The following is a 21,256-nucleotide window of genomic DNA, read 5'->3' as shown; positions in this document are numbered from 1 at the left end:
GCACGACGCATCCTGCTCGTCGGAGCCGTGGGTGCCATCGGTGCCGCGATCATGGGTCTACTCGCGTTCGTCGGAGCGTCGCGCACCGCCGAATCCAGCGCTCACGCCGCTGAACTGCGCACGGCGATCTCACAACTGTCCGAGGTGCGCACCTACAACTCCGACGTCAGCGGATGGCAGGGCGCCTACGCGTGGGACACCCGCCGTCTCGGGGCCGCCAAGGCCGTCTCGGCGGACTCCGACAACCGCAAGGGTTACCTCGCGTCGGCAGCGAACCTCAAGAAGCTGCTCGCCGCGGTGCCCACCGGGCAGATGACCAGCGCCGAACGGGCCGACTTCGACGAGATCAAGGCGTCGTGGGATCGGTTCTTCGCGGCCGACGACAAGGCGGTCGCGCTCTACGCCAAGGGCGGCAAGGCCGACGTCGACGCGGCCGACAAGGTGATCATCGAGGAGGCCTGGGGAGAGTACGGCAAGGTCCTCGAGATCACACCGCGGCTCCTCGGCTCGTTGCAGTCCCGCTCGGACGACCTCTCGGCCTCGATCGTCGCCGGGCAGCGGCGCGACATGTTCCTGCAGGTGCTGCTGGCTGCGACCATCACCGGCCTCGCCCTCATCGTGTGCCTGATGACGGTCCGCAGCCTGCGTGAAGGTTCGCGCGACATCGAGGAGTCGTTGTCGGCGCTGGCCGACGGCGACCTCACCGTCGCGCCACGTCGTGAGAGCGAGGACGAGTTCGGGCGCATGGCCGACGCGTTGCGCCACGCTCAGGCGAGGCTGCGTGAGCTCGTCGCCGGAGTGGCCACGACGACCGATTCCGTCTCGTCGACGTCCACCGGCTTCTCCCACGGTGCCGAGGATCTGCGGCGCGTCAGCCGGGACACGTCGAGCAGCCTCGCGTCGGTGACGGCCTCGGCGCAGAGCGTGTCGGCGAACATGCAGACCGTCGCCGCCGGCATGGAGGAGATGACGACGTCGATCCGCGAGATCTCACGCGCCGCGAACGATGCCGCGGGTGTGGCGGCGCAGGCGGTCTCCGTGGCCGATCGCACGAACGAGACGGTCGGCAAGCTCGGCGAATCGTCGATCGAGATCGGCAACGTCATCAAGACGATCACGTCCATCGCGGAACAGACCAACCTCCTCGCCCTCAACGCCACCATCGAGGCGGCGCGCGCCGGTGAGGCGGGCAAGGGCTTCGCGGTCGTCGCGAACGAGGTCAAGGACCTCGCTCAGGAGACGGGCAAGGCGACCGAGGACATCGGACACCGCGTCGAGGCGATCCAGCTCGACACGGAGGCCGCGGTGGCGGCGATCAGCGAGATCTCGGCGATCATCGCGCAGATCAACGACACCCAGTCCACGATCGCGAGCGCGGTCGAGGAGCAGACCGCGACGACCAACGAGATGGTGCGCAACGTGACCGACGCCTCCGAGGGTGCCTCGAGGATCTCCACCGACGTCGCCGTCGCCCAGCGCACAGCCGAGGAGGTCGCCGGCACCGCCGACGCCACCGCCGGCGGCTCCACCGAACTCGAGGAGTGTGCCTCGGGGCTGCGCTCCGCCGTGTCGCGCTTCACCTTCTGACGCGCTGCGTCCGGGGGTTCACGGTCGCCGACGCGACCCCATGACGGTCGCGCAGGGCGATCGGGTAGAAGGAGAGGACACCACCCCCGATCCGAGGAGGACATGTCATGGAACCGTTCGTCTCCCAGGCCGAAGCCGCAGAGATCGTCAAGGTCGCGCGCACGCGGGCGGGGAGGTCGTGGGCGGAGATCGCCGAGGCGATCGGTCGGCCGGCGCCGTGGACGGTGGCGGCGCTGCTCGGGCAGCACCCCGTGCCCAAGGACGAGGCGGAGAAGGTCGGCGAACTGCTCGACCTCGACGCAGCGGTGGTCGAGGCCTTGCAGGCCCAGCCCACCCGCGCCGGCATCGGCGACGCGATCGACGACCCGACGATCTACCGCTTCCACGAGGCCCTCGCCGTGTACGGCCCCGCGATCAAGGAGCTCATCCACGAGGAGTTCGGCGACGGCATCATGAGCGCCATCAACTTCAAGGTCGACGTGCAGCGCCGCGAGGATCCGAGCGGCGACCGCGTCGTCGTCACCTTCGACGGCAAGTTCCTCGACTACAACTGGTGACCCCGCCAACCGGTGACGACGCCCGGCATCAGGCGCCGGGCGCGTCCGGGGCGGCCAACCCCACCGTCTCCCCACGACGCACGAGGCGGAGCTCTCCGGGCAGCGCCCGCCGCTTCCACGTCGAGACGAAATCCTCGAGCGGGGAGCGGAACACGGTGTAGTCGTCGTAGTGCACGGGCACGGTCACCGACGGGCGGACGAGCTCGACGAGGTCGGCGCCCTGCTCGTCGTCCATGGTGACGAGCAACCCGAGGATGCGGGTGCCGCCGAGGTGCATCACCGCCGCGTCGATCGGCCCACACCGATCGACGACGGCCTTGAGCCACGGCCGATAGAGCGTGTCGCCGCTGATGTAGAGGCGGAAGGGACGGCCTCGGCCGGTGTCGAGCTCGAGCACGCTGCCCATGACCGGCGGCAGCAGTCTGCGCGCGAGGCCGGGCGCGTGCTGGCCGGGCATCGACGTGATCCGCAGACCCATGCCGTCGCGTTCGAGGGTCCGCGTGCTCCACGTCTCGAGCCCCTCGGCGGCCTCGAACCCCCACCGCTGCAACCGTGTCGCCGCGTGCGGGGTGGTGATGACGGGCAGCGAGTGGTCGAGCTCCCGGCGCGCGACCCGGTCGAAGTGGTCGCCGTGCAGATGCGAGAGCAGCACGGCGTCGAGGTCGGGCAAGTCGGCGATCCGCATGGCCGGGTCGGTGCGCCGCTTCGAGAACAGCCCCTTGCCGAGATACGCGCGCTGGCCCTTGTGCAGGAAATTCGGGTCGGTGAGCAGCGTGAACGGCCCCAGCCGCAGCACACTCGTCGCCGTCCCGACGAACTCCAGGGTCGGGTCACTCATGTCGATCCTCTCCTCGGCTTCGCTGGTCGAGCGGGGTGACGGCCGGGCCCTCGAGAACCGAGCCGTCGGCGGCGAAGCGGGACCCGTGCAGCGGGCAGTCCCACGACTTCTCGGCGTCATTCCATTCGAGGACGCCGCCGAGGTGCGTGCACAATCCGGAGACGCGGCACGTCCGCCCGTCGACCGTCGACGTCGCGACCGGTACGGCGCCCTCTCGCTCGATGCGGCCCTCCCCCTCGGCCGGCGCCGTCCGCGACTCCGGATGCGCGGCGGCCTCGGCGAGCCCGCCCGCGAGCGCCGCCCCGACTCCCGCGTTCATCGCCAGCCCGCGACCGACTCCGCGTGGCCCGGTGATGCGATGGGCCATCGGCTTCGCCCACGAGGGGGTGTTCCCGTGCAGCTGCGCGCTGAGGTTGAGCGCCGCCATGACGGCGCTCGCCATGCCCCACTTGTCGAATCCCGTTGCGACGTAGTAGTCGCCACCGCCGCGCGGGAGCGCGCCGACGTACGGGACGTGATCGTGGCTCGCGTAGTCCTGCGCCGACCAGGCGTGGGTCTCGACCGCGCCTGGGAAATACCGGTGGGTCCACTCGCGCAGCCGATCGAGGCGGTCCGCCTCCGATCGCGCGCGTCCCACCACGTGCCCCGCGCCACCGACGAGCAGCCGCGTGCCGGCGGCCCCGCCGGGGGCATCGCGTAGCGAGTGCGCCGTCGACTCGGTCGACAGCGCCATGACCTGCGGGGCGTCGGCGTGGTCGAACGCGAAGCCGTACGAACGCAGCGGTTCGAGCTTGGCGAAGTAGAGACCGCGGTCGAGGATCGGCGCGCCGGTCGCGAGCACGACCTTGCGGGCGGCGACGCGGCGGCCGTCGTCGAGGTGCAGCACGGGCGAACCGACCTTGTCGGCCCCGACGACGCGGCGTCCCAGCACGAGAGTTCCGCCCGCACTGCGGAACTCCCCCGCCAACGCCTCGAGCACGTCCATCGGGTCGAACTGCGCCTGGTCGGGTAGGACGACGCCGCCCGCGGTCGGCACCGGCAGATCGGGCCGATCCTCCCAGCGCACGGGCAGGCCCACCTCACGGGCCGCGACGAACTCCGCGCGAGCGCGATCGACCTGCGCTCCGGGGTCGGCCGCGTACGTCATCGCGTCCCGGCGTTGTACCGGTACATCGTGGGACTCGCAGAAGCGCAAGAGCCACTGCTGCCCTTCGAGGTTGCCGTCGACGTAGGACTGCGCGACCTTGCGCGAATGGAACCGCCGGATCGTCGACAGCTTCGTCCCCTGCAGCAGCGAGAGCTTCGCCGTCGTGTTCCCCGTGGTGACGGCGCCGACGTGGCGCGCCTCGAGCACGACCACGTGCCGTCCGGCGTGCGCGAGCAGGAGAGCCGTGGTCAGACCCGTGAGGCCGGCGCCCACGACCGCGACGTCGTAGGAGTCGCGATCGAGCTGGTCACCGGGGATCGGGGGGCGGTCGTCGAGCCAGAGCGAGATCATGTCGTCCTCCTGCGAATCGGCATGGAAGCGGCCATATCCGGCATTCAACGCGCATTCGCTCAGCGGCGCGCGCCGAGAATCACCCCCGCGTCACCCGCGGCACCACAAGGGGCGTGTGCGACTCGGGATCGTCGATGATGCGGCAGTCCAGCCCGAACACGTCGCGCACGGTCTGCTCGGTGACGACCTCCGACGGCGCTCCCGCGGCGACGATCGCTCCCTCGCGCATGGCGATGACGTGGTCGGCGTAGCGGGCGGCCTGATTGAGGTCGTGGAGCACGGCGACGACGGTGCGCTCCCCCGTCTCGAAGAGGCCGCGGAAGAGGTCGAGCACCTCGATCTGGTGAGCGATGTCGAGGTAGGTCGTGGGCTCGTCGAGCAGGAGCAGCGGGGTCTCCTGGGCCAGCGCGAGAGCGATCCACACACGCTGCCGTTGACCTCCGGAGAGCTCGTCGACGGGTCGTCTCGCGAGCTCGGTCAGGCGCGTGTAGGAGAGTGCTCGGTCGACGGCGGCAGAGTCGGCATCGCTCCACTGCCGCAGCAGGCTCTGGTGCGGAAAGCGGCCGCGGGCGACGAGATCCGCGACGGTGATGCCGCTGGGCGCGATGGGCGTCTGGGGCAGCAGGCCGATGTGGCGGGCGAGCTCCTTGGTCGGCAGGCGGGCGATATCGGCGCCGTCGAGCAGCACGTGCCCGCGCGCCGGTGACAACAACCGCGCGAGCGCACGCAGCAACGTCGACTTGCCACACGCGTTGGGCCCGATGATCGCGGTGAACCGTCCCGGGGGGATCGTCACGTCGAGCTCCTCGGAGACCACCCGGGCGTCGTAGGCGAGCGTCAGATCGCGACCCTGCAGACTCATCGACGTGCCTCCTTGGCGAGCAACCACACGAGATAGACGCCGCCGACCGCGACGGTGACGACGCCGACGGGCAGCGCGATCGGTGTGAACAGGTGCTGCCCGGCGACGTCGCCGAGGAGCAGCAACAGCCCGCCCGTCGCGGCGGCGGGCAGCAGGGGGATGCCCGGTGCGCCCGCCAGCCGGCGTCCGATCTGCGGGGCGGCGAGGGCGACGAACGCGATCGGCCCGGCGACGGCGGTCGGCGCCGCGGTGAGCACGGTCGCGAGCACGAGGAGCACGAGACGCACGCGCCCCCGAGCCAGGCCGAGTGAGGAGGCGTGGTCGTCGGAGAGGTCGAGCATCGCGAGATGACGAGCCGTGAGCCCGGTGACGAGCAGCACGACGAGGACGAGAACGCAGCTCGGCGCGGCCGCGGACCACCGCACACCGTTGAGCGACCCCGCTCCCCACACGGCCGCCGACACGGCGGTCTCGAGCTCGCCGGTGAGGATGAGCCAGTGGTTGACGGCCGTGAGCATCGCGCTGATGCCGATGCCGACGAGGATGAGCCGGAACCCCTGCGTGCCGTGTCGCCACACGAGCGCGACGACGACGAGCGCGGTCGCGAGGCCTCCGACGAGGGCTCCCGCGACGATCGCCGCGAACGACCCGCCGAGGACGACGATCGCGACGAGCGCGCCGGTGTAGGCACCGGTGTTGAACCCGATGATGTCGGGACTGCCGAGCGGGTTACGGGTCAACGTCTGGAAGACGGCGCCGGAGACACCGAGCGCCATGCCGAAGACGATCGCGGCGACCACCCGCGGCAGCCGCCACTCGAGCACGATCGTACCGCCGAGCGCGTCACCGGCCCGCCCGGTCAGGGCGCGCACGACGTCGGCTGCGGGCACGTGGAACGCTCCGAGGGTGAGCGCCCACACGGCGCACGCGGCGGTGACGGCGAGAACGACGGCGCTGACGACGAGCGCCCGAGGATGCACCCGCAGCCGGACCGGACCGGCGGGCAGGGTGACGGCCGTGCTCACAGTTCGATCACCTTGCGCCGCAACGCGATCGCCACGAGCACCGGAGCCCCGACGAACGCCGTGACGACGCCGACGGCCATCTCGCCGGGCACCACGACGCGCCCCAGCACGTCGGCGAGCAGCAGCACCGCCGGCCCGAGCAACACGCAGAGCAGCATGATCCGGCGTTGATCCGGCCCGACGATGCGCCGCGCGAGATGGGGAGCGAGCAGGCCGAGGAACCCGATCGCCCCGGCCGCCGCCGTCGCCGCCCCGGCGAGCAGCGTGAGCGCGAGCAGACCGAGCATCCGCACGACGGTGACGTTGGTGCCGAGCGCGTGCGCCATGTCGTCGCCGAGCGCGATCGCGTCGACCCCGCGTGCGAGGCCGGCGGCCAACAGCAGCCCGGCGGCGACGAACGGGAGCACGACGACCGTCGGCTCCAACGAACGCACGTCGAGACTGCCGACGTTCCACGCCCGCAACCGGTCGAAGGCGTGCGGATAGAGCAGGGACAACCCCGAGCCGATGCCGGTGAGCACCGCCCCGAGCGCGACGCCGGCAAGGGTGAGCCGCACGGGATCGATTCCTCCTCGGCGCCCCCGCAGCCCGCCCGAACCGATGGCGTACACCGCCACCGTGCTGGCGAGGGCTCCGGCGAGCGCGAACCACACGAGGCCAGAGACCGATCCGACGTCGAGCAGGCCGACGGCGAGCACGATCGCGAACGCCGCGCCCGCGTTGACGCCGAGCACGCCGGGATCGGCGAGGGGATTGCGCGTGAGTCCCTGGACGAGGGCGCCCGCCACGCCGAGAGCTGCGCCCGCGACGAGGCCGAGTACGGTGCGCGGCAGCCGGCCGTCCCAGATCGCGGCGTGGTCCAACGGGTCGACGTCGCCGGCGAACACCGCCCGGAGCGCGTCGAGCGGCGCGACCGGTCGGGCCCCGACCACCAGACTCGACACACACGCCACGATCACCAGCAGGCCCGAGACGACCAGGGCGACGACGAGCCGGGACGCGCCGTCGCGCGTGTTCTCGCCGTGCACGTGGGCTCCTGCCGGTCGGGGGGACGTCTCCGGGCGCAGCGAGTTGTGACCTCACGGTTTGGTAAGGCTATCCTCACTCGCATGCTGCGCATCTCACACCGTACCCGGTCTCTTTCGCTCGCTCTCGCCGCCGTCCTCCCGCTCACCCTCGCCGCCTGCGGCGGGGGCCAGAGCGACGCCGCGAAGTCCGGCCCCGGCAACGCCGATGTCGCGGTCGGCGGCGCGAAGTTCGGCACGGCCGACGCGGAGACCGCCAAGCTCGGTAGCGACGCGCAGCCCGGTGCGTTCCCCCGGACCGTGAACCACGCGGGCGGCACGACCGAGATCAAGGCCAAGCCGCAGCGCGTCGTCGTCCTCGACACCGGCGAGCTCGATCAGGTGCTCAGCCTCGGCATCACCCCCGTGGGCATCCCCTCGACCAAGGGCGCCAGCTCGACGCCGAGCTACCTCGCCGACAAGGTGCAGGGCGTGCAGCAGGTCGGCACGATCGCCGAACCCAACCTCGAGGTCATCGCGAGCCTGAAGCCGGATCTCATCCTCGGCTCCAAGCTGCGCGCCGACAAGATGTACCCCCAGCTCGCGCAGATCGCGCCGACGGTCTTCTCGATTCGCCCCGGCTTCCCCTGGAAGGAGAACTTCCTGCTCGCCGGCGACGCCCTGGGCGAGGAGAAGAAGGCGACCGACGCGCTCAACACCTACCAGGACAAGGTCGAGACACTGAAGGACAGCATCGAGGGGGATCCCAAGGTCTCGCTCGTGCGGTTCATGCCCGGCAAGATCCGGCTCTACGGCAACAAGTCGCTCATCGGCGTGATCCTCAAGGACGCCGGAATCTCCCGCCCGGCCAACCAGAACATCGACGACCTCGCCGCCGAGGTCAGCCCCGAGAACATCGCCCAGGCCGACGCCGACCACGTCTTCTACTCCAGCTACGGCACCCCCGACGCCACCGGAGAGACCTCGGTGACCGGTGGGACGGCCTGGAAGTCGATGTCCGCGGTCAAGAAGGGTGCGGCCGTGCAGGTCTCGGACGACCTCTGGTTCCTCGGCCTGGGCCCCATGGGCGCCACGCGCATCGTCGACGAGCTCGGGACTCACCTGACGAAGAAGTGACGCCTGCGGGTCGAATGCTCGCGAGATCCTTGCGCAAGAAAACCTCCCGGACGGTCGGGAGCGGTCGACAGGGCGGAGGAATATCCGCTTTGCGTAAGCGCATCGATCCGCGAGGTCCCCATGAAACTCTCCATCCAACGGATGGTCGTCCTGTTGTCGGTTGCGCTGGTACTGCTCACGGCCCTCGCCTTGTCGACGGCGAGCATCATCCAGACCAACGGGTTCGCCGACGGGGTGCAGGCCGACCTCGACGGGATGACCGATGAGCGGATCAACCAGTCCGCCAACAGCGTCCGGGACATCGTGCGCACCCAGGGCGATGCCCTGGCACAGCGGGTCGAGAGCGACCTGCGCGTGACCCAGGCCGAGCTCGACGACGCCGGCGGATTCCGCACCGGCGGCGGCTCCGTCACCTGGCAGGCCAAGAACCAGGCCACGCAGGAGATCACGACCGTCAAACTGCCTCGCGCCCAGGTGGGCGACACCTGGTTCGGTCAGGTCACCGACCCCAAGACGAGGGTGCCCGTGGTCGACGACGCCAAGGACCTCATCGGAGACACCGCGACGATCTTCCAGCGCATGAACGCCCGCGGCGACATGCTGCGCGTCGCGACGAACATCGCCAATCAGGACGGCAAGCGCGTCATCGGCACGTACATCCCCGTCGAGAACGCCGACGGCGGAAAGAACGCCGTCCTCGACGCCGTCCTCGCCGGAAAGACCTACGTGGGCACCGCCAACGTCGTCGGCTCCTGGTACGTCACCCGGTACGCGCCGATCAAGGACGCCTCCGGCGCGGTCATCGGCATGAGCTACGCGGGTGTCAAGCAGGAGTCGGTGACCACGCTGCGCGACGCCGTGCTCGGCGCCCGTGTCGGCGAACACGGCCGCGTCCTCACGCTGGGGACGACGGGCCCGAACAAGGGCATGATCCGGTTCGCCGACGACACCGCCCTGCAGGGGCAGAGTGCACTCGAGACGACCGACGCGAACGGCAAGGCCTATCTCGCGGAGGCCGTCGATGCGGCCGCCAAGCTCGATGAGAACGGCTCCGCCACGGTCCAGTTCGTCGATCCGCAGGGCGGCCCGTCCACCGTGCACGTGGCCTACTACAAGCCCTGGGACTGGACCATCGCGACGATCACCCGGGACTCCGACTTCGCCGGCCCGGCGGAGCGACTCGCTCAGGGACGCCGCGGGCTCATCGCGGGATCGGTCGTCATCTCCATCGTCGTCGTGGCCGCGGCCCTCGCGCTCGCCTGGTACCTGGGCCGGCGCATCACCCGCCCCATCACGGTTCTTCGCGACCGCATGGCCGAGATCGCCGACGGCGACGGTGATCTGACCCAGCGGGTCGACGAGCACGACCGCGACGAGGTCGGCCAGCTCGGGGGCGCGTTCAACCGCTTCGCGGGCAAGGTCGCCGGCACGATCGCGACCGTGTCGAACGCCTCTCGCGGCGTGAGCGCCTCCACCGGCGAGATCGTCGCCCTCACCCGTGAACTCGACACGTCGGCGGCCGAGTCCGCGCGACAGGCCGCCTCCGCCCGCTCGGCCTCCGAGGAGGTCGGCCAGAGCGTCGAGGGCGCGGCAGCGGCGACCGAGGAGATGTCGACGTCGATCCGCGAGATCGCCGGCAGCGCCGCCCGCGCGGCCGAGGTCGGCTCGGAGGCGGCACAGCTGGCCGCGGACACCGAGGCCGTCGTCACCACGCTGGGCGAGAGCTCCGCCGAGATCAGCCAGGTCGTCAAGACGATCAACGCCATCGCCGAACAGACCAACCTCCTCGCGCTCAACGCGACGATCGAGGCCGCCCGCGCCGGGGACGCCGGCAAGGGCTTCGCCGTGGTCGCCGGTGAGGTGAAGGACCTCGCGCACGAGACGAGCGCCGCCACCGACGACATCGGCCGTCGCATCGAGGCCATCCAGGCCGACACGCTGCGCGCGGTCGACGCCATCACCCGCATCGCCACCGTCGTCCGCGACATCAACGACGCCCAGGCCACGATCGCGGCCGCCGTGGAGGAGCAGAGCGCGACGACCGCCGAGGTCTCGCGCAGCATCCAACACGCGGCGACGGGTGTCGAAGGGATCCGGCGGGCGATCGGCGTGGTCGATGCGAGCACCGCCAGTTCGGCCGAGGCGCTGCGCACGGCCCGGGCCAGCACCGATCAGCTCAACGAACTCGTCGACGAGCTCGGACGCGACCTCTCCGGGTTCACGATCTGACGCATCTGGGCCGCCGCTTCACGTCGCGACGGCCCAGATCGCCTTGGCGAGCGCGAGGATCGTCCCGGTGAACGCGAGGATCATGACGACGCGCATCGCTGCGCGGTCGTCGAGCCTGCCGTGCAGGGCTTGCCCGGCGGCGATCCCGACGAGGACGGCGAGGATCATCAGCGTCCAGCCGAGGACGTCGAGACCCGGCCAGTGCCACTTGAGCAGCACCGCCGCCACGCCCTGAATGCCGAAGATCGCCGTCGCCGTCGCGGCGAAGGGGCGCCTCGCCCAGCCCACACCGCGCATGTAGACGGCGATCGCCGGGCCGCCGACACCGGCGGAGGTGTTCATGAACCCCGATATGAGGCCGGTGAGGATGCGGAGCCCGGGCGTGTCGCGCATATGGCCACCCGGAGCGCGCGCGGTGACGACGAGAGCGACGAGGACGATCGAGCCGACGACGAGCGCCACCCAATCCGGGGGAAGGGCGAGCACGACGAGGGCCCCGGGCACACAACCCACGAGCCCGACGGGGATGAGCCATCGCGCCCGGGCGGTGTCGAAGTCCTGTCGCAGGTGGTAGGCCGAGAAGAACGACGTCAAGGCCCCACAGATGTTCGTCAGCACGATGCCCTCGAGCGGCCCGAGAGCCAGGATCATGAATGGCGCGCTGACCAGCGCGAAACCCATCCCCGTCGAGCGTTGCAGCATCGCGCCGACGAACACGGCGACGACGGTGACGAGAACGGAGGGGTCGATGGGCATCCGCCCATTCTGGGCCCTACGCGGCACACTGGTCGCGTGCCCGACGACTTCGTCATCGCGACCAACCCCGAGGAGGGCACGACGCTGCCCTTCCTCGTCCGCATCCCCCTGGGGCGCGAAGGAGTCGTCCTCAAGGTCAAGGACCGCTGGCCGCGCACGGCGAAGGTGTACTGCCACCCGTCGGCGTGGCCGGACGAGCCGGAGATCCTCGAACGCGTCCCGGTGCGATCGTGTGTGCGCCGCGGGCCGGCGATCGACCTCGTACTCGACCGCGGCCGCGAGAACCGTTCGCAGTTCGTCATGACCCGCATCCGGGGCGGCCGCGAGGCGATCTTCTGGCAGAGCCGCCGCACCGCCAAGATGGCGCGCCCGGCCGTGAGCCTGCCCACCGCCCGCGCCGCCGGACAGCGTCTGCAGATCCTCGTCGACCACCGCGAGCGCTACGCGTGGAGGTTCGGCCATCAGCAGGCGGAGGTCGAGAAGACCCCGCTCGATGTCGGCGACTACGCCGTCCGCAGCCCGGACGGGGTGACTGTCGCCGTCGTCGAACGCAAGACCTTCGACGACCTCGTCGCGACCCTCACCAGTGGTCGACTGCGCTATCTCCTCGCCGAGCTCGACTCACTCCCGCACGCCGCGGTCGTCGTCGAGGATCGGTACTCCGCCGTGTTCAAGCTCGAACGCGTGCGGCCTGCGGTGGTGGCCGAGGGGTTGGCCGAATGCGCGGTGCGCCATCCGCGGGTGCCGATCGTGTTCGCCGAGACCCGCGCCCTCGCGCAGGAGTGGACCTACCGCTTCTTCGGCGCGGCCCTCGCCGCGTCCGAGGAGCAGAGCGAGTCGACGCGGCGGCTCGTCGCGCTGCCGGCCGGACGCGTACTCGACGCCGCCGAGCCCACGACCAGGGAGGTCCGTGCGTGGGCCCGCGCCAACGACATCGACGTGCCCGACCGTGGACGTCTGCGCCCCGAAGTGTGGGAGGCCTTCCGACGCGCGACCGGACGCGGCTGAGGTTTCGGGCGCGTCGACGACGCCGTGGCATGAGGGGCTGCGGCACCGGGTAAGCCTGGGGCATGAGCGCCTACGAACTCCTCGTCATCGGTAGTGGACCTGCGGGCATCCGAGCCGCGGCGTCGTACGCGAAGGCCGGCGGGAAGTCGCCGATCGGCATCATCACCGCCGACATGGACGAGCCGTACATGCGGCCGCCGTTGTCCAAGGACTCCCTCGTCGACGGGCCGCCCGTCGAGCCGACCCCGATCGGGCCCAAGGTGCCGAAGGACGCCGAACTGCGCCTCTCGACGCACGTCACGGCGATCGACCTCGAGAACCGCACCGTGACGGCCGGGGGCGAGCAGGTGGGTTTCGGGCAGCTCGTCATCGCGGCCGGTGCCACGCCGGTGCCGTTCCCCGAGGCCGATGCCGACGCCGACATCCATCTCCTTCGCTCCCTCGATGACGACCGTCGCCTCGTGGCCGCGGCGCAGCGTTCGAAGACGGCGGTGGTCATCGGATCCGGGTTCATCGGGTGCGAGGCCGCGGCCTCCCTCGCCCGCCGAGGCATCGACGTCACGCTCGTCACTCCGGAGCCCGGCCCGCAGCAGAAGCGGCTCGGCGACTACGTCTCGCAGCAGATCGCCTCGTGGCTCACCGACCTCGGCGTCGACCTGCACACGGAGACCGAGGTGACGCACATCGACGCACCTCGCACGGTCCACCTCTCCGACGGTCGGACGCTCGCGCCCGACATGATCCTCTCGGCCGTCGGCATCAAGCCCCTCGGCGGCGAGCTCGCCGAGACCGCCGGACTGCAGACGCACGAAGGCCGCATCGTCGCCGACGAACACCTCTCCGCTGCGCCCGGAGTGTGGGTCGCCGGTGACTCCGCCCGCGGAATCAACGTGACGGCGGGTCGCGCACTCGACGTCGAACACTGGGGCGACGCACTCCAGATGGGCGGCCTCGTCGGCCGGAACGCCGCCGCAGCGAGCAACGGCAGCGGGGAGGAGCCCGAGTCGTGGAAGGCCGTCCCCGGTTTCTTCAGCGACATCGGCGAGCACTCCATCCAGTACGCCGCGTGGGGGGACGGCCACGAGAGCGAGAAGGTCGTCGAGCGCACCGGCGGCTTCACCGTCTGGTACACGGACGCGGACGAGACGGTCGTCGGCGTGCTCACCTACAACGCCGACGACGACTACGAACGCGGGTCCGGCCTCATCGCCGAAGGCGCGACGCTGACGGAGGCCGTGAGCGGCGCGCAGCCCCAGGAGGTCGAGTCCTGAACACCGGGGACCTGATGTATCGATACAAGAAGGGACGCGCATGCTTACCACCGACGTTCGACCCGGCACCAACCTCGTCACCATCGAGTACAGCGGAGCCCTGAACGCCGACGAGATGGTCGCCTGCCGCGCCGTTCTCGAGCGGGTTCAGGAGGAACACGGCACGCTCCGGCTCCTCGCCCGCTACGGCGAGGTCGACATGACCCACATCGAGCCGCGGGCCATGTGGGAGGACCTCAAGAACATCCCGCTCATCAGGCATGTCGAGAAGTGCGCGATCGTCGCGCACCAGGACTGGCTGCGCACGATCTCCGACGTTGCCGGCCGCGTCCTACCCTGCGAGGTCAAGACCTTCCACCTCGACGAGTACGACGCCGCCCTGACCTGGGTGACGAGCTGACGCTCAGAAGCTGTCGCGGATATGCACCTGCCGGCCGCCGAACAGCGCGTCGAGCAGGCTGCCCTCCGCCGGGAGCTCTCTGGCCACGAGTCCGCCGATCGCCGAGATGTTTGCGCAGCTCTGGGCGCCGGAGTAGAGCAGTGCGAGGCCGCCCGGCGTGAACGTGGCGCTCCCGTCCGTTCGGGAGGCGGCGTCGACCCGGCGGCATCTGCCCGACCCGTCGCGCACCGTGAGTTCGTAGGCGCCGTCGACGTCGTCGAGGACTGAACCCGCGACGGCGAAACGCACGGTCGCGTCCAGGCCGCTCGGGTACCCCCGAGCTTCGAAGGCGCCGGGCACGTCGAGGATCGCGAGCATGTAGTGGTCGGTCTCGTTCGAGGTCCAGGGCCGGTCGGGCAGGACGAGTCGCAGGAGGTCGAGGCCGGAGGATCCGGACGACATGAGCTCCGTCGTGGGCGCCACCGCGTACGTCGACCCGAGCGCCGCGAGCAGCAGCCGGTAGCCGTCGCGGGTGAGGGCGATGACGTCGTCGACCTCGAGGAGGCCGTCGCCGTAGTACCCGCCCGTGTGACGCCAACTCGCGTACCCCACGACCGACCCCCCGGCGTCGAGGGCGAGGGTGAACGCCCGCTCCCCGAGCACGTCGGCCGGAGTCGACGTGAACGAGGGTCCGCGCCGCGTCAGGGGGCCGTTCTGCGCCGCCGCCCACGTGTCGTAGACGGCCTCGATGTCAGGCCAGTCCTCGGGCGTGGCCCGTCTCGTCGTTCCGTCCCGCGGTGCCGTGACACGAGCGAGCTGCTGGGTCGGCAGACGCAGGTGCTCGTACGTCGTCACGGACTCGTAGCCCAGCCCGCGGTAGACGCCGGGCACCGTCGGAACGAGCGTCGAGAGCACCGCCCCGCGGTCTCGTGCCCGGCCCATGAGCTCGACCATGAGGGCTCGCATCGTGCCCCGGCCCCGCTCCTCGACGGCCACGGTGACCGAGGCGACTCCGCTGGTCGGCACCTCCCGGCCCCCGAACCAACTGTCGTACTCCCGGTCGGCCGCCTTGCCCACGACGGCACCCCCACGCTCGGCGAGGTACATCGTGCGCCCCGAGCCGTTGAGCGGATCGACGTCCGCCGCCCGACGCGGCGTCGAGTACCCGAACGCCTCCGACGACAGGCGCGCCGAGGCGAGCCGGTCGTCGTCGGAGTCGGTCGCCACACGAACGATCACCGGGGTCGTCATGCTCACCCGCCGAGGGTGTCATACGCCGCGGATCTCACTCCTTCGGCTGCAGGACGATGCGCTCCTCGGTGTGCTTGGCGATCGCGGCGGGGCTGTAGAGCATCGGCACGTACCGGCCCTTGGACCAGGGCTCGGCGAGATCGCGGTAGTGCTTGTCGAACGGGTCCCCGGACTGGCCGGGCGTGTTCATCACCCAGGACGCGTCCCAGTTACCGACGTCGATGACCTGCTTGTACGACGCCCGTCCGGCCGCGATCGGTGTTGTCCGCGAGCCCGGGATCGCGAACGGCCCCACGTTCAACCGGGGATCCATCGCGCCGAGAGGGTGTTCCATCGCAACGGCGTTGCCGCGGTAACCCCAGGCGTCATCGGAGACCGGTCCGAGCTCGGCGAGCGCTGCCCGGTACGCATCGGTGAGCGTGGCGAGCAGAAGCTCATCGCGCACGGCAGCCGGATCGGCACCAAGACGATCGGCGTACTTCTTGGGGTGTTTGAGCAGGTCCTCGACGACGAGCCAATCCACTTCCGCGAGCAGTTCCCGCTGTTGCTCCGGGACGAGCGCGTCGCGCACGGCCGTGTTGATTCGCGGTTGCCAGTACTTCTCGAAGAGTGTCGCGGGGACCGAACCGAGGGGCTCCGAACCGTTCCACCCAGACACGAGGTCGAGCGCCGCGATCGTCGTCGGGTCGTCACTGGTGAGCGAGCGTGTCAACCGAGCCACCGTCTGCGCCCGCGGCGAGGTTACGTCGTGCTGCAACCGTTTCGAGTCCTCCAGCGTGTGCCGCGGCTGACGCGAGAGCACCCGGGAGATGCGCCGATACCGCTCGGGCCCCGTCCACTGGTACGCGGTGACGTTCTCCTTCGCCGTACCCGGATCGAGGTTGAACTGGTTGGCGGTCGCGAACCAGCCCTGCCGCGGGTTGTACGCCGAGGGCAGCTTGTCGTTGGGCACGTAGCCGTTCCACTCGTACCGCCCGTCGCCGGGTACGGGCAGCAGGCCGTCGTAGCCCTTGCGGCGTGGGGCGAACGTGCCCGGCTTCCAGCCGATATTGCCGTGGACGTCGGCGTACACCTGGTTCTCTCCCGGCGCACCCCAGCGCTTCAACGCCTCGAGGAATTCCGGCCAGGACCGCGCCCTCATGTACCCGGTACTCGCGAAGTAGGCGGATGTGCCGGGCTCGGTCCACACCGACCGCACGGCGTACGCCTTTCGGGTCTTGTTGTCGATGTGCACGATCGGGCCGTGGCGGGTGAATCGGACCTGCCGCTCCTCGATCGAGCCGCCACGAACGGGGATCCTCTCGGTCTCGGTGCGGATCTCCTCCCATCCGCCCTGGTAGCGGTAGGCGCTGCCGTCGTCGTTCAGGTCATAGACGTAGAGGTCCTGCGCGTCGGTGCCGAAGATCGTGAGCCCGAAGGCGATCGTGTCGTTGTGGCCGATGGAGATGCCGGGCAACGCAGGCTCGCCGCCGCCGATGACGTTCATGCCGGGCGCCTTGAGGTGCGCGATGTACCGCAGCGAGGGCGCCTGATGCACTCGGTGGGGATCGTTCGCGAGTATCGGCCGACCGGTCGCCGTACGCCGCGGCGAGACGACCCAGTTGTTGCTGCCCTCCTTCTCGGCACCGTCGGCACCTCCACCCGCCGGGGCCGGCGTGAACCGCACCGGCGCCTTCACGTCCCCGGAGAACTCCACCGGCTGCGTAGCGAGTTTGTAGGTGGCGAGGACATCCTTCGGCAGGCACGGATCGAGCCCGGCGGGCACCGAGGTCGTCGTCTCCGGCTGACGCTTCATCCGTAGATCGTCGAGGTCGAGAGCGTTCGCGCAGGCGAGCTTCGCACGGGCCACCTCGTCGTCGAGGCCGCTGACGAGGGCGTGGGTGCGGATGCGCACGACGTCCTCCGGCTTCCACCTATCGGGGGTGTAACCGAGCGCCCGGAACTCCGGCGGCAGCTTGTCGGGGTGCTGCTCGAGCCAGTCGATGTACGCGTTGACACCGGCCGCGAACTTCGTCGCGATGCGCTTGGAGTCAGGGCCGTAGGCAGCCCACTCCGCGTCCATGTCACCGCGGTACAGGAACAGGCGCGCAGCCCGATCCTGCTCCACGTACTTCTCGCCGAACACCTCCGACAGCCTGCCGAGTCCGCGCCGGTGCGACAGGTCGATCTGAAACAGCCGATCCCGCGCGGCGTTGAATCCCTGAGCGAGGAACGCGTCGTCGGTGGAGGAAGCCGAGATATGCGGCACGCCCCAGCGATCCACATCGATCGTCGCCGTCTTGTCCAGGCCGGCGACGGTGCGATGCGTCGTCGGCACCTGCTTTCCCTCGGGCCTGGGCGAGGCGCCGAAGGCCGGAGCGGCGACGAGCGCCAGGACAACACTGCCTGCTCCGGTCAACGCGGCCATTCGGGCGCGGGTCGAGCGTGACGTCATCAGTGGACCTCCTCGTCGAGTCCGCTCGACGCTACCCCCTCACGCCCGAATACCGGGGAAGTGAGAGGCGTTGAATCACAACGTCTCTCACTCCCCCGGGCATCGAGGTGCCCGCCTCAGGCCGTGGGCGCCGGGGCGTCGCCGCTCAGAGCCGCGGTGGCGGCGTCGTGCTCGTCGAAGGGGAGTTCGGAGACCTCGAGGTGCGGGTTCTCCTCCTGCGTGGCGACGAGGTCGTGTGCCTCCTGCGTGGAGCCGACGGTCGGCATCGAGCCGGGCAACGGCTTCTTCGCGCTCTCCTTCATCGTCAGCAGGGCGATGCCGCCGAGGACGGCGAACGTCATCGTGTAGAACGCCGGCGCGATGGTGATGCCGGTGGTCTTGACGAGCAGTTCGCCGATCATCGGGGCGGTGCCGCCGAACAGCGAGACCGAGATGTTGTAGGCGATGGCCATGGCTCCGTAGCGGGACGCGGTGGGGAACAGCGCCGGCAGGGCGGAGGCCGAGATCGCCACGTAGAACGTCACCGAGAACGCCAGCATGAGCATCGAGATCCACACGAGCGACGGCGTCGCCATCATCATGTACGCCGGGATCGTCAACAGGATCGTCGACACGATCGCGATGGCGTACACGGGCTTTCGGCCGATGCGGTCGGAGAGGCGACCGACGAACGGCACCGCGATCGACAGCGCGACGAGCGCGGGGATCGTCGCGACCGACGCCTGCAACGCCGTGTAGCCGTGGTTGCCCTCGAGGTAAGACGGCATGTACGAGGTGAGGGAGTAGCCGGCGGTGTTGGTCGCGCCGACGAGCGCGATCGCGATGAGGATCGGACGCCAGTGGTGGCGCAGCAGGCCACCGAGGCCGAGAGTCTGGCGCCCCTCGGCGATGTCGTCACCGGCCGCGTCGACGACGGCCTTGGTCTGCTCGAACGCCGGGGACTCCTCGATACGGAGCCGGAAGTACAGCGCGATGACACCGAGCGGCAGCGCGAGCAGGAACGGCACCCGCCAGCCCCAGTCGAGCATGGTCTCCTGACCGAGAAGAACCTGGCACAGGGCGACGGTCGCGGCACCGACGGCGAACCCGAGGTAGGAGCCGGTGTCGAGGATGCTGGCGAGGAACCCGCGCTTGTTGTCGGGCGCGTATTCGGAGACGAACGTCGTGGCCCCCGCGTACTCACCGCCGGTGGAGAAACCCTGGATCATGCGACAGACGATGAGCCCGACGATGGCCCAGTTGCCGACCTGCGCACTGGTCGGCAGCACACCGATCGCGCCGGTGGCGAGCGACATCATGATCATCGTCAACGCCAACGTCTTCTGACGGCCGATACGGTCGCCGAGCGGGCCGAGGATGATGCCGCCGATCGGGCGCACGAGAAAGCTCACCGCGAAGCCGGCGAGGACGACGACGAGCTGCCATTCCTTGGGCACGTTCGGCACGAAGACCGTCGTCATCGTCGCGGTCAGGTAGCCGTAGATGCCGAAGTCGTACCACTCCATCCCGTTGCCGACGACGGCCCCGGTGATGGCCGTGCGCATGGGTTTGGGCTCGACGACGGTGACGTGCTCGACCTCGAGACGACGGTCGTCGGACAGAGCGGTGGCTCCTCGTTGTTCGTCCGGCATGCGTTCTCCTCCGTGGTGGGGGTGGGCAAAACGGCGACCCACGTAAACGCATGACCAGGTGGGATGTCCAACGCAAGGCACCTCGAACGCGTGCTCACCCACCTGCGGGGCCGCCGCGGAGAGGGCGCTCACCACCGTGAGAAACCGCAGAATTCGACCTTCGTCACATTCCGAGCGCAGGGTCCAGCATGTGGACGTCGCGCTCGTGGTCGCGACCCAGCGTCGTCAGAAGGGCGGTGGCCCAGGCTCACGCCATCGCGACCGGGATGTGGCCCGCCCGGGCGCCGAACCCTGGCCCGTGTCGGGAGGATCACCGACGCCGGACGTGCGCGCGAGCGTACGGATCATGCGCCAGCGGGTCGCATTGTCGCGGTAGTCGTGTGGGGTGGTGCGGTAGGTGCGCCCCGCAGGAGTCGTCCACGTGATCGCGCCGTGGACACCCGGCTCCCGCGCGCTCGTCCAACGCCCCTGCGTCTTGTGGTTGTGCCCGCGGCGGTTCTTGGCCGAGACGTTGGATTCGCTGGAGGAACCGCCCCGGTGGAAGTCGACATCGTGGTCGGTGTCGCACCACTGCGCGGGTCGCATGCTGCCGGGCACCCGGGAGTGACGATCTCGCGCGATGACGCGCTCGCGCAGCTCACCGGTGATCGCGTACCGCGTGGTCGACAGGTCGGCCATGTACCCGGTGGTCGGGTCGGTGACCAGCCGCCGCCACACGGAGCCTTCGGCGTGCGCGACGCGCCGCAGGGCGTGCGCCGCCAGGTGCTCCTCGCGACCACCGACGACGATCGTCCCGGGTTGGTCGTCGAGACCGAGGAGCGAGGCCGCCGAGATCGTCACGTCGACGCGCGCCGCGGGCAACCGACCACCGAAGGTGTCGTATGCGGCGAACGCTTCACCCGGCTCGTCACCGGTGGCGAGAGGAAGCTGCCTGTGCTGGAGGAGGTCGAGGGTGACATCGGAGCGCAACTGGGCGAGGGTGCGTGCGTCGCCCTGGCGACGGAGCCGGCGGGCGATGCCCTCGACGCGGTTGAAGGCACCGGCGATGCGCGCCGCGTCTCCGGTGGCCGAGAGGCACCCGTCGGCATCGGGCGTGATGGTCGCCCACGCGTCGCGGTTCTCGACCGCGTGCTCATGGCGCGCGGCGCTGGTCGTCGCGGCGGCCACCGCCCGACCCAGACGCCAGGAGAACACGGTCTGCGGCACATCGAGGCCACCGTCGTCTCCGCTGTCGGGGTGGGTGTTCCACGGCGCGAGCACCTCGGCGACGATGCGCGGCACCACATGGGAGTCGACGGCGTCGGCGCGTACGAGCACCTGCACCGCCCGCGACCACGACATCGCCCCGGCAGCCAACGCCTCACGGATGGGCGCGTGCCGCTCGGCATCGTGGCGCGCGAGTTGCACGCGCGTGGTCGCCGCCCGCTGCCCGACTCCGGTGGCCAACGCGATCTCGTCGATGACCGACTCACGCGCGCCGATGCGGGCCAACGTGCGCTCGCGGCCGGACGCATCGGGATCGAGCCGCTCGAGGACCGAGTCCTCACGACGCCGCGACAGCTCCTCCACGACTGCGACACCCCTGGCCGCGAGCCACGCGCTCACCGTCTCGATCGTGCGCAGCTCGGTGAGCAGCTGGTCGTCGTCGAGGTCGACGAACGTGGACGAGGAGACCTGCTGACCCACGCCCCAGCCCGCGGGCGGCGTGAGTACCGCCGGCGTGGAGAGCGAGGACATGAGGCCATTCCTTTCGGAGCATCACAGCTGCTGACCACCCCTACCCTACTAC

Annotated in this window: 17 protein-coding genes; 7 read left to right on the top strand and 10 right to left on the bottom strand. The window is 70.3% G+C overall.

Annotated elements, in window-relative coordinates:
- Nucleotides 1-27 precede the first annotated feature (27 nt).
- Both BN1197_RS05535 and cynS read left to right on the top strand, forming a co-directional pair.
- A complete protein-coding gene (locus BN1197_RS05535) occupies nucleotides 28-1,587 on the top strand; it encodes a methyl-accepting chemotaxis protein (protein WP_187122589.1) in 1,560 nt (519 codons plus the stop codon).
- Nucleotides 1,588-1,694: 107 nt separating this feature from the next.
- A complete protein-coding gene (gene cynS, locus BN1197_RS05530; protein ID WP_040157023.1) occupies nucleotides 1,695-2,144 on the top strand; it encodes a cyanase in 450 nt (149 codons plus the stop codon).
- Between the two features lie 28 nt (nucleotides 2,145-2,172).
- Here the strand turns inward: cynS and BN1197_RS05525 are convergent, their stop codons facing one another.
- The 5 genes from BN1197_RS05525 to BN1197_RS05505 form a co-directional block, all read right to left on the bottom strand.
- Nucleotides 2,173-2,982, bottom strand: a complete 810-nt coding sequence (locus BN1197_RS05525) for an MBL fold metallo-hydrolase (protein WP_040157021.1) — start codon at nucleotides 2,980-2,982, stop codon at nucleotides 2,173-2,175.
- Nucleotides 2,975-4,480 (bottom strand): FAD-dependent oxidoreductase, encoded by a 1,506-nt coding sequence (locus BN1197_RS05520; RefSeq protein WP_040157013.1) that lies wholly within the window; start codon nucleotides 4,478-4,480, stop codon nucleotides 2,975-2,977. The genes BN1197_RS05525 and BN1197_RS05520 overlap by 8 nt, the downstream gene beginning before the upstream one ends.
- Nucleotides 4,481-4,559: 79 nt before the next feature.
- Nucleotides 4,560-5,342, bottom strand: a complete 783-nt coding sequence (locus tag BN1197_RS05515; protein WP_040157008.1) for an ABC transporter ATP-binding protein — start codon at nucleotides 5,340-5,342, stop codon at nucleotides 4,560-4,562.
- A complete protein-coding gene (locus BN1197_RS05510; protein ID WP_040157007.1) occupies nucleotides 5,339-6,367 on the bottom strand; it encodes a FecCD family ABC transporter permease in 1,029 nt (342 codons plus the stop codon). Before BN1197_RS05510 ends, BN1197_RS05515 begins: the two co-directional genes overlap by 4 nt.
- Nucleotides 6,364-7,395 carry an iron chelate uptake ABC transporter family permease subunit gene (locus tag BN1197_RS05505; RefSeq protein ID WP_082043658.1) on the bottom strand — a complete coding sequence of 344 codons (1,032 nt, stop codon included), beginning with the start codon at nucleotides 7,393-7,395 and terminating at the stop codon, nucleotides 6,364-6,366. The genes BN1197_RS05510 and BN1197_RS05505 overlap by 4 nt, the downstream gene beginning before the upstream one ends.
- Before the next feature lie 81 nt (nucleotides 7,396-7,476).
- On the opposite strand from BN1197_RS05505, the gene BN1197_RS05500 reads away from it, so the two are divergent.
- Both BN1197_RS05500 and BN1197_RS05495 read left to right on the top strand, forming a co-directional pair.
- A complete protein-coding gene (locus BN1197_RS05500; RefSeq protein ID WP_040157005.1) occupies nucleotides 7,477-8,508 on the top strand; it encodes an ABC transporter substrate-binding protein in 1,032 nt (343 codons plus the stop codon).
- 120 nt (nucleotides 8,509-8,628) lie between these two features.
- Nucleotides 8,629-10,737: a methyl-accepting chemotaxis protein gene (locus tag BN1197_RS05495; protein ID WP_040157003.1), complete on the top strand. Its 2,109-nt coding sequence runs from the start codon at nucleotides 8,629-8,631 to the stop codon at nucleotides 10,735-10,737.
- 18 nt (nucleotides 10,738-10,755) lie between these two features.
- On the opposite strand, the gene BN1197_RS05490 is transcribed toward BN1197_RS05495, so the two are convergent.
- The gene (locus BN1197_RS05490) at nucleotides 10,756-11,493 is read right to left on the bottom strand and encodes a sulfite exporter TauE/SafE family protein (RefSeq protein WP_052466058.1); all 738 of its coding nucleotides are present in this window, start codon (nucleotides 11,491-11,493) and stop codon (nucleotides 10,756-10,758) included.
- A 36-nt stretch (nucleotides 11,494-11,529) separates the two neighbouring features.
- Between BN1197_RS05490 and BN1197_RS05485 the strand changes: the two genes are divergently transcribed.
- From BN1197_RS05485 to BN1197_RS05475, 3 genes are all read left to right on the top strand, one after another.
- On the top strand, nucleotides 11,530-12,501 hold the full coding sequence (locus tag BN1197_RS05485; RefSeq protein ID WP_040157001.1) for an ERCC4 domain-containing protein: 972 nt from the start codon (nucleotides 11,530-11,532) through the stop codon (nucleotides 12,499-12,501).
- A 62-nt stretch (nucleotides 12,502-12,563) separates the two neighbouring features.
- Nucleotides 12,564-13,772 (top strand): NAD(P)/FAD-dependent oxidoreductase, encoded by a 1,209-nt coding sequence (locus BN1197_RS05480; protein WP_040156999.1) that lies wholly within the window; start codon nucleotides 12,564-12,566, stop codon nucleotides 13,770-13,772.
- A 40-nt stretch (nucleotides 13,773-13,812) separates the two neighbouring features.
- Nucleotides 13,813-14,172, top strand: coding sequence for a SpoIIAA family protein (locus BN1197_RS05475; protein WP_040156998.1), 360 nt, complete (start codon nucleotides 13,813-13,815; stop codon nucleotides 14,170-14,172).
- 3 nt (nucleotides 14,173-14,175) lie between these two features.
- On the opposite strand, the gene BN1197_RS05470 is transcribed toward BN1197_RS05475, so the two are convergent.
- The 4 genes from BN1197_RS05470 to BN1197_RS05455 all read right to left on the bottom strand — a co-directional run bounded on the left by BN1197_RS05470 (nucleotide 14,176) and on the right by BN1197_RS05455 (nucleotide 21,204).
- A complete protein-coding gene (locus tag BN1197_RS05470) occupies nucleotides 14,176-15,402 on the bottom strand; it encodes a GNAT family N-acetyltransferase (RefSeq protein WP_245851840.1) in 1,227 nt (408 codons plus the stop codon).
- 34 nt (nucleotides 15,403-15,436) lie between these two features.
- Nucleotides 15,437-17,836, bottom strand: coding sequence for a penicillin acylase family protein (locus tag BN1197_RS05465; RefSeq protein ID WP_217991158.1), 2,400 nt, complete (start codon nucleotides 17,834-17,836; stop codon nucleotides 15,437-15,439).
- Between the two features lie 116 nt (nucleotides 17,837-17,952).
- On the bottom strand, nucleotides 17,953-19,467 hold the full coding sequence (locus tag BN1197_RS05460; protein WP_052466057.1) for an MFS transporter: 1,515 nt from the start codon (nucleotides 19,465-19,467) through the stop codon (nucleotides 17,953-17,955).
- Between the two features lie 225 nt (nucleotides 19,468-19,692).
- The gene (locus BN1197_RS05455) at nucleotides 19,693-21,204 is read right to left on the bottom strand and encodes an HNH endonuclease (protein ID WP_040156992.1); all 1,512 of its coding nucleotides are present in this window, start codon (nucleotides 21,202-21,204) and stop codon (nucleotides 19,693-19,695) included.
- Nucleotides 21,205-21,256 lie beyond the last annotated feature (52 nt).

The sequence above is a fragment of the Mobilicoccus massiliensis genome (genome assembly GCF_000826525.2).
Taxonomy (GTDB): Bacteria; Actinomycetota; Actinomycetes; order Actinomycetales; family Dermatophilaceae; genus Mobilicoccus; species Mobilicoccus massiliensis.
Note: the sequence above shows the minus strand (reverse complement) of the source record. Positions and strands in the feature narration are given on the sequence as shown.

Excerpts from the sequence above, each read along its gene's own strand:
- cynS (WP_040157023.1), top strand. The coding sequence starts at position 1,695 with ATGGAACCGTTCGTCTCCCAGGCCGAAGCCGCAGAGATCGTCAAGGTC.
- BN1197_RS05525 (WP_040157021.1), bottom strand. The coding sequence starts at position 2,982 with ATGAGTGACCCGACCCTGGAGTTCGTCGGGACGGCGACGAGTGTGCTG.
- BN1197_RS05520 (WP_040157013.1), bottom strand. The coding sequence starts at position 4,480 with ATGATCTCGCTCTGGCTCGACGACCGCCCCCCGATCCCCGGTGACCAG.
- BN1197_RS05515 (WP_040157008.1), bottom strand. The coding sequence starts at position 5,342 with ATGAGTCTGCAGGGTCGCGATCTGACGCTCGCCTACGACGCCCGGGTG.
- BN1197_RS05500 (WP_040157005.1), top strand. The coding sequence starts at position 7,477 with ATGCTGCGCATCTCACACCGTACCCGGTCTCTTTCGCTCGCTCTCGCC.
- BN1197_RS05495 (WP_040157003.1), top strand. The coding sequence starts at position 8,629 with ATGAAACTCTCCATCCAACGGATGGTCGTCCTGTTGTCGGTTGCGCTG.
- BN1197_RS05490 (WP_052466058.1), bottom strand. The coding sequence starts at position 11,493 with ATGCCCATCGACCCCTCCGTTCTCGTCACCGTCGTCGCCGTGTTCGTC.
- BN1197_RS05480 (WP_040156999.1), top strand. The coding sequence starts at position 12,564 with ATGAGCGCCTACGAACTCCTCGTCATCGGTAGTGGACCTGCGGGCATC.
- BN1197_RS05475 (WP_040156998.1), top strand. The coding sequence starts at position 13,813 with ATGCTTACCACCGACGTTCGACCCGGCACCAACCTCGTCACCATCGAG.
- BN1197_RS05470 (WP_245851840.1), bottom strand. The coding sequence starts at position 15,402 with ATGACGACCCCGGTGATCGTTCGTGTGGCGACCGACTCCGACGACGAC.
- BN1197_RS05465 (WP_217991158.1), bottom strand. The coding sequence starts at position 17,836 with ATGACGTCACGCTCGACCCGCGCCCGAATGGCCGCGTTGACCGGAGCA.
- BN1197_RS05460 (WP_052466057.1), bottom strand. The coding sequence starts at position 19,467 with ATGCCGGACGAACAACGAGGAGCCACCGCTCTGTCCGACGACCGTCGT.
- BN1197_RS05455 (WP_040156992.1), bottom strand. The coding sequence starts at position 21,204 with ATGTCCTCGCTCTCCACGCCGGCGGTACTCACGCCGCCCGCGGGCTGG.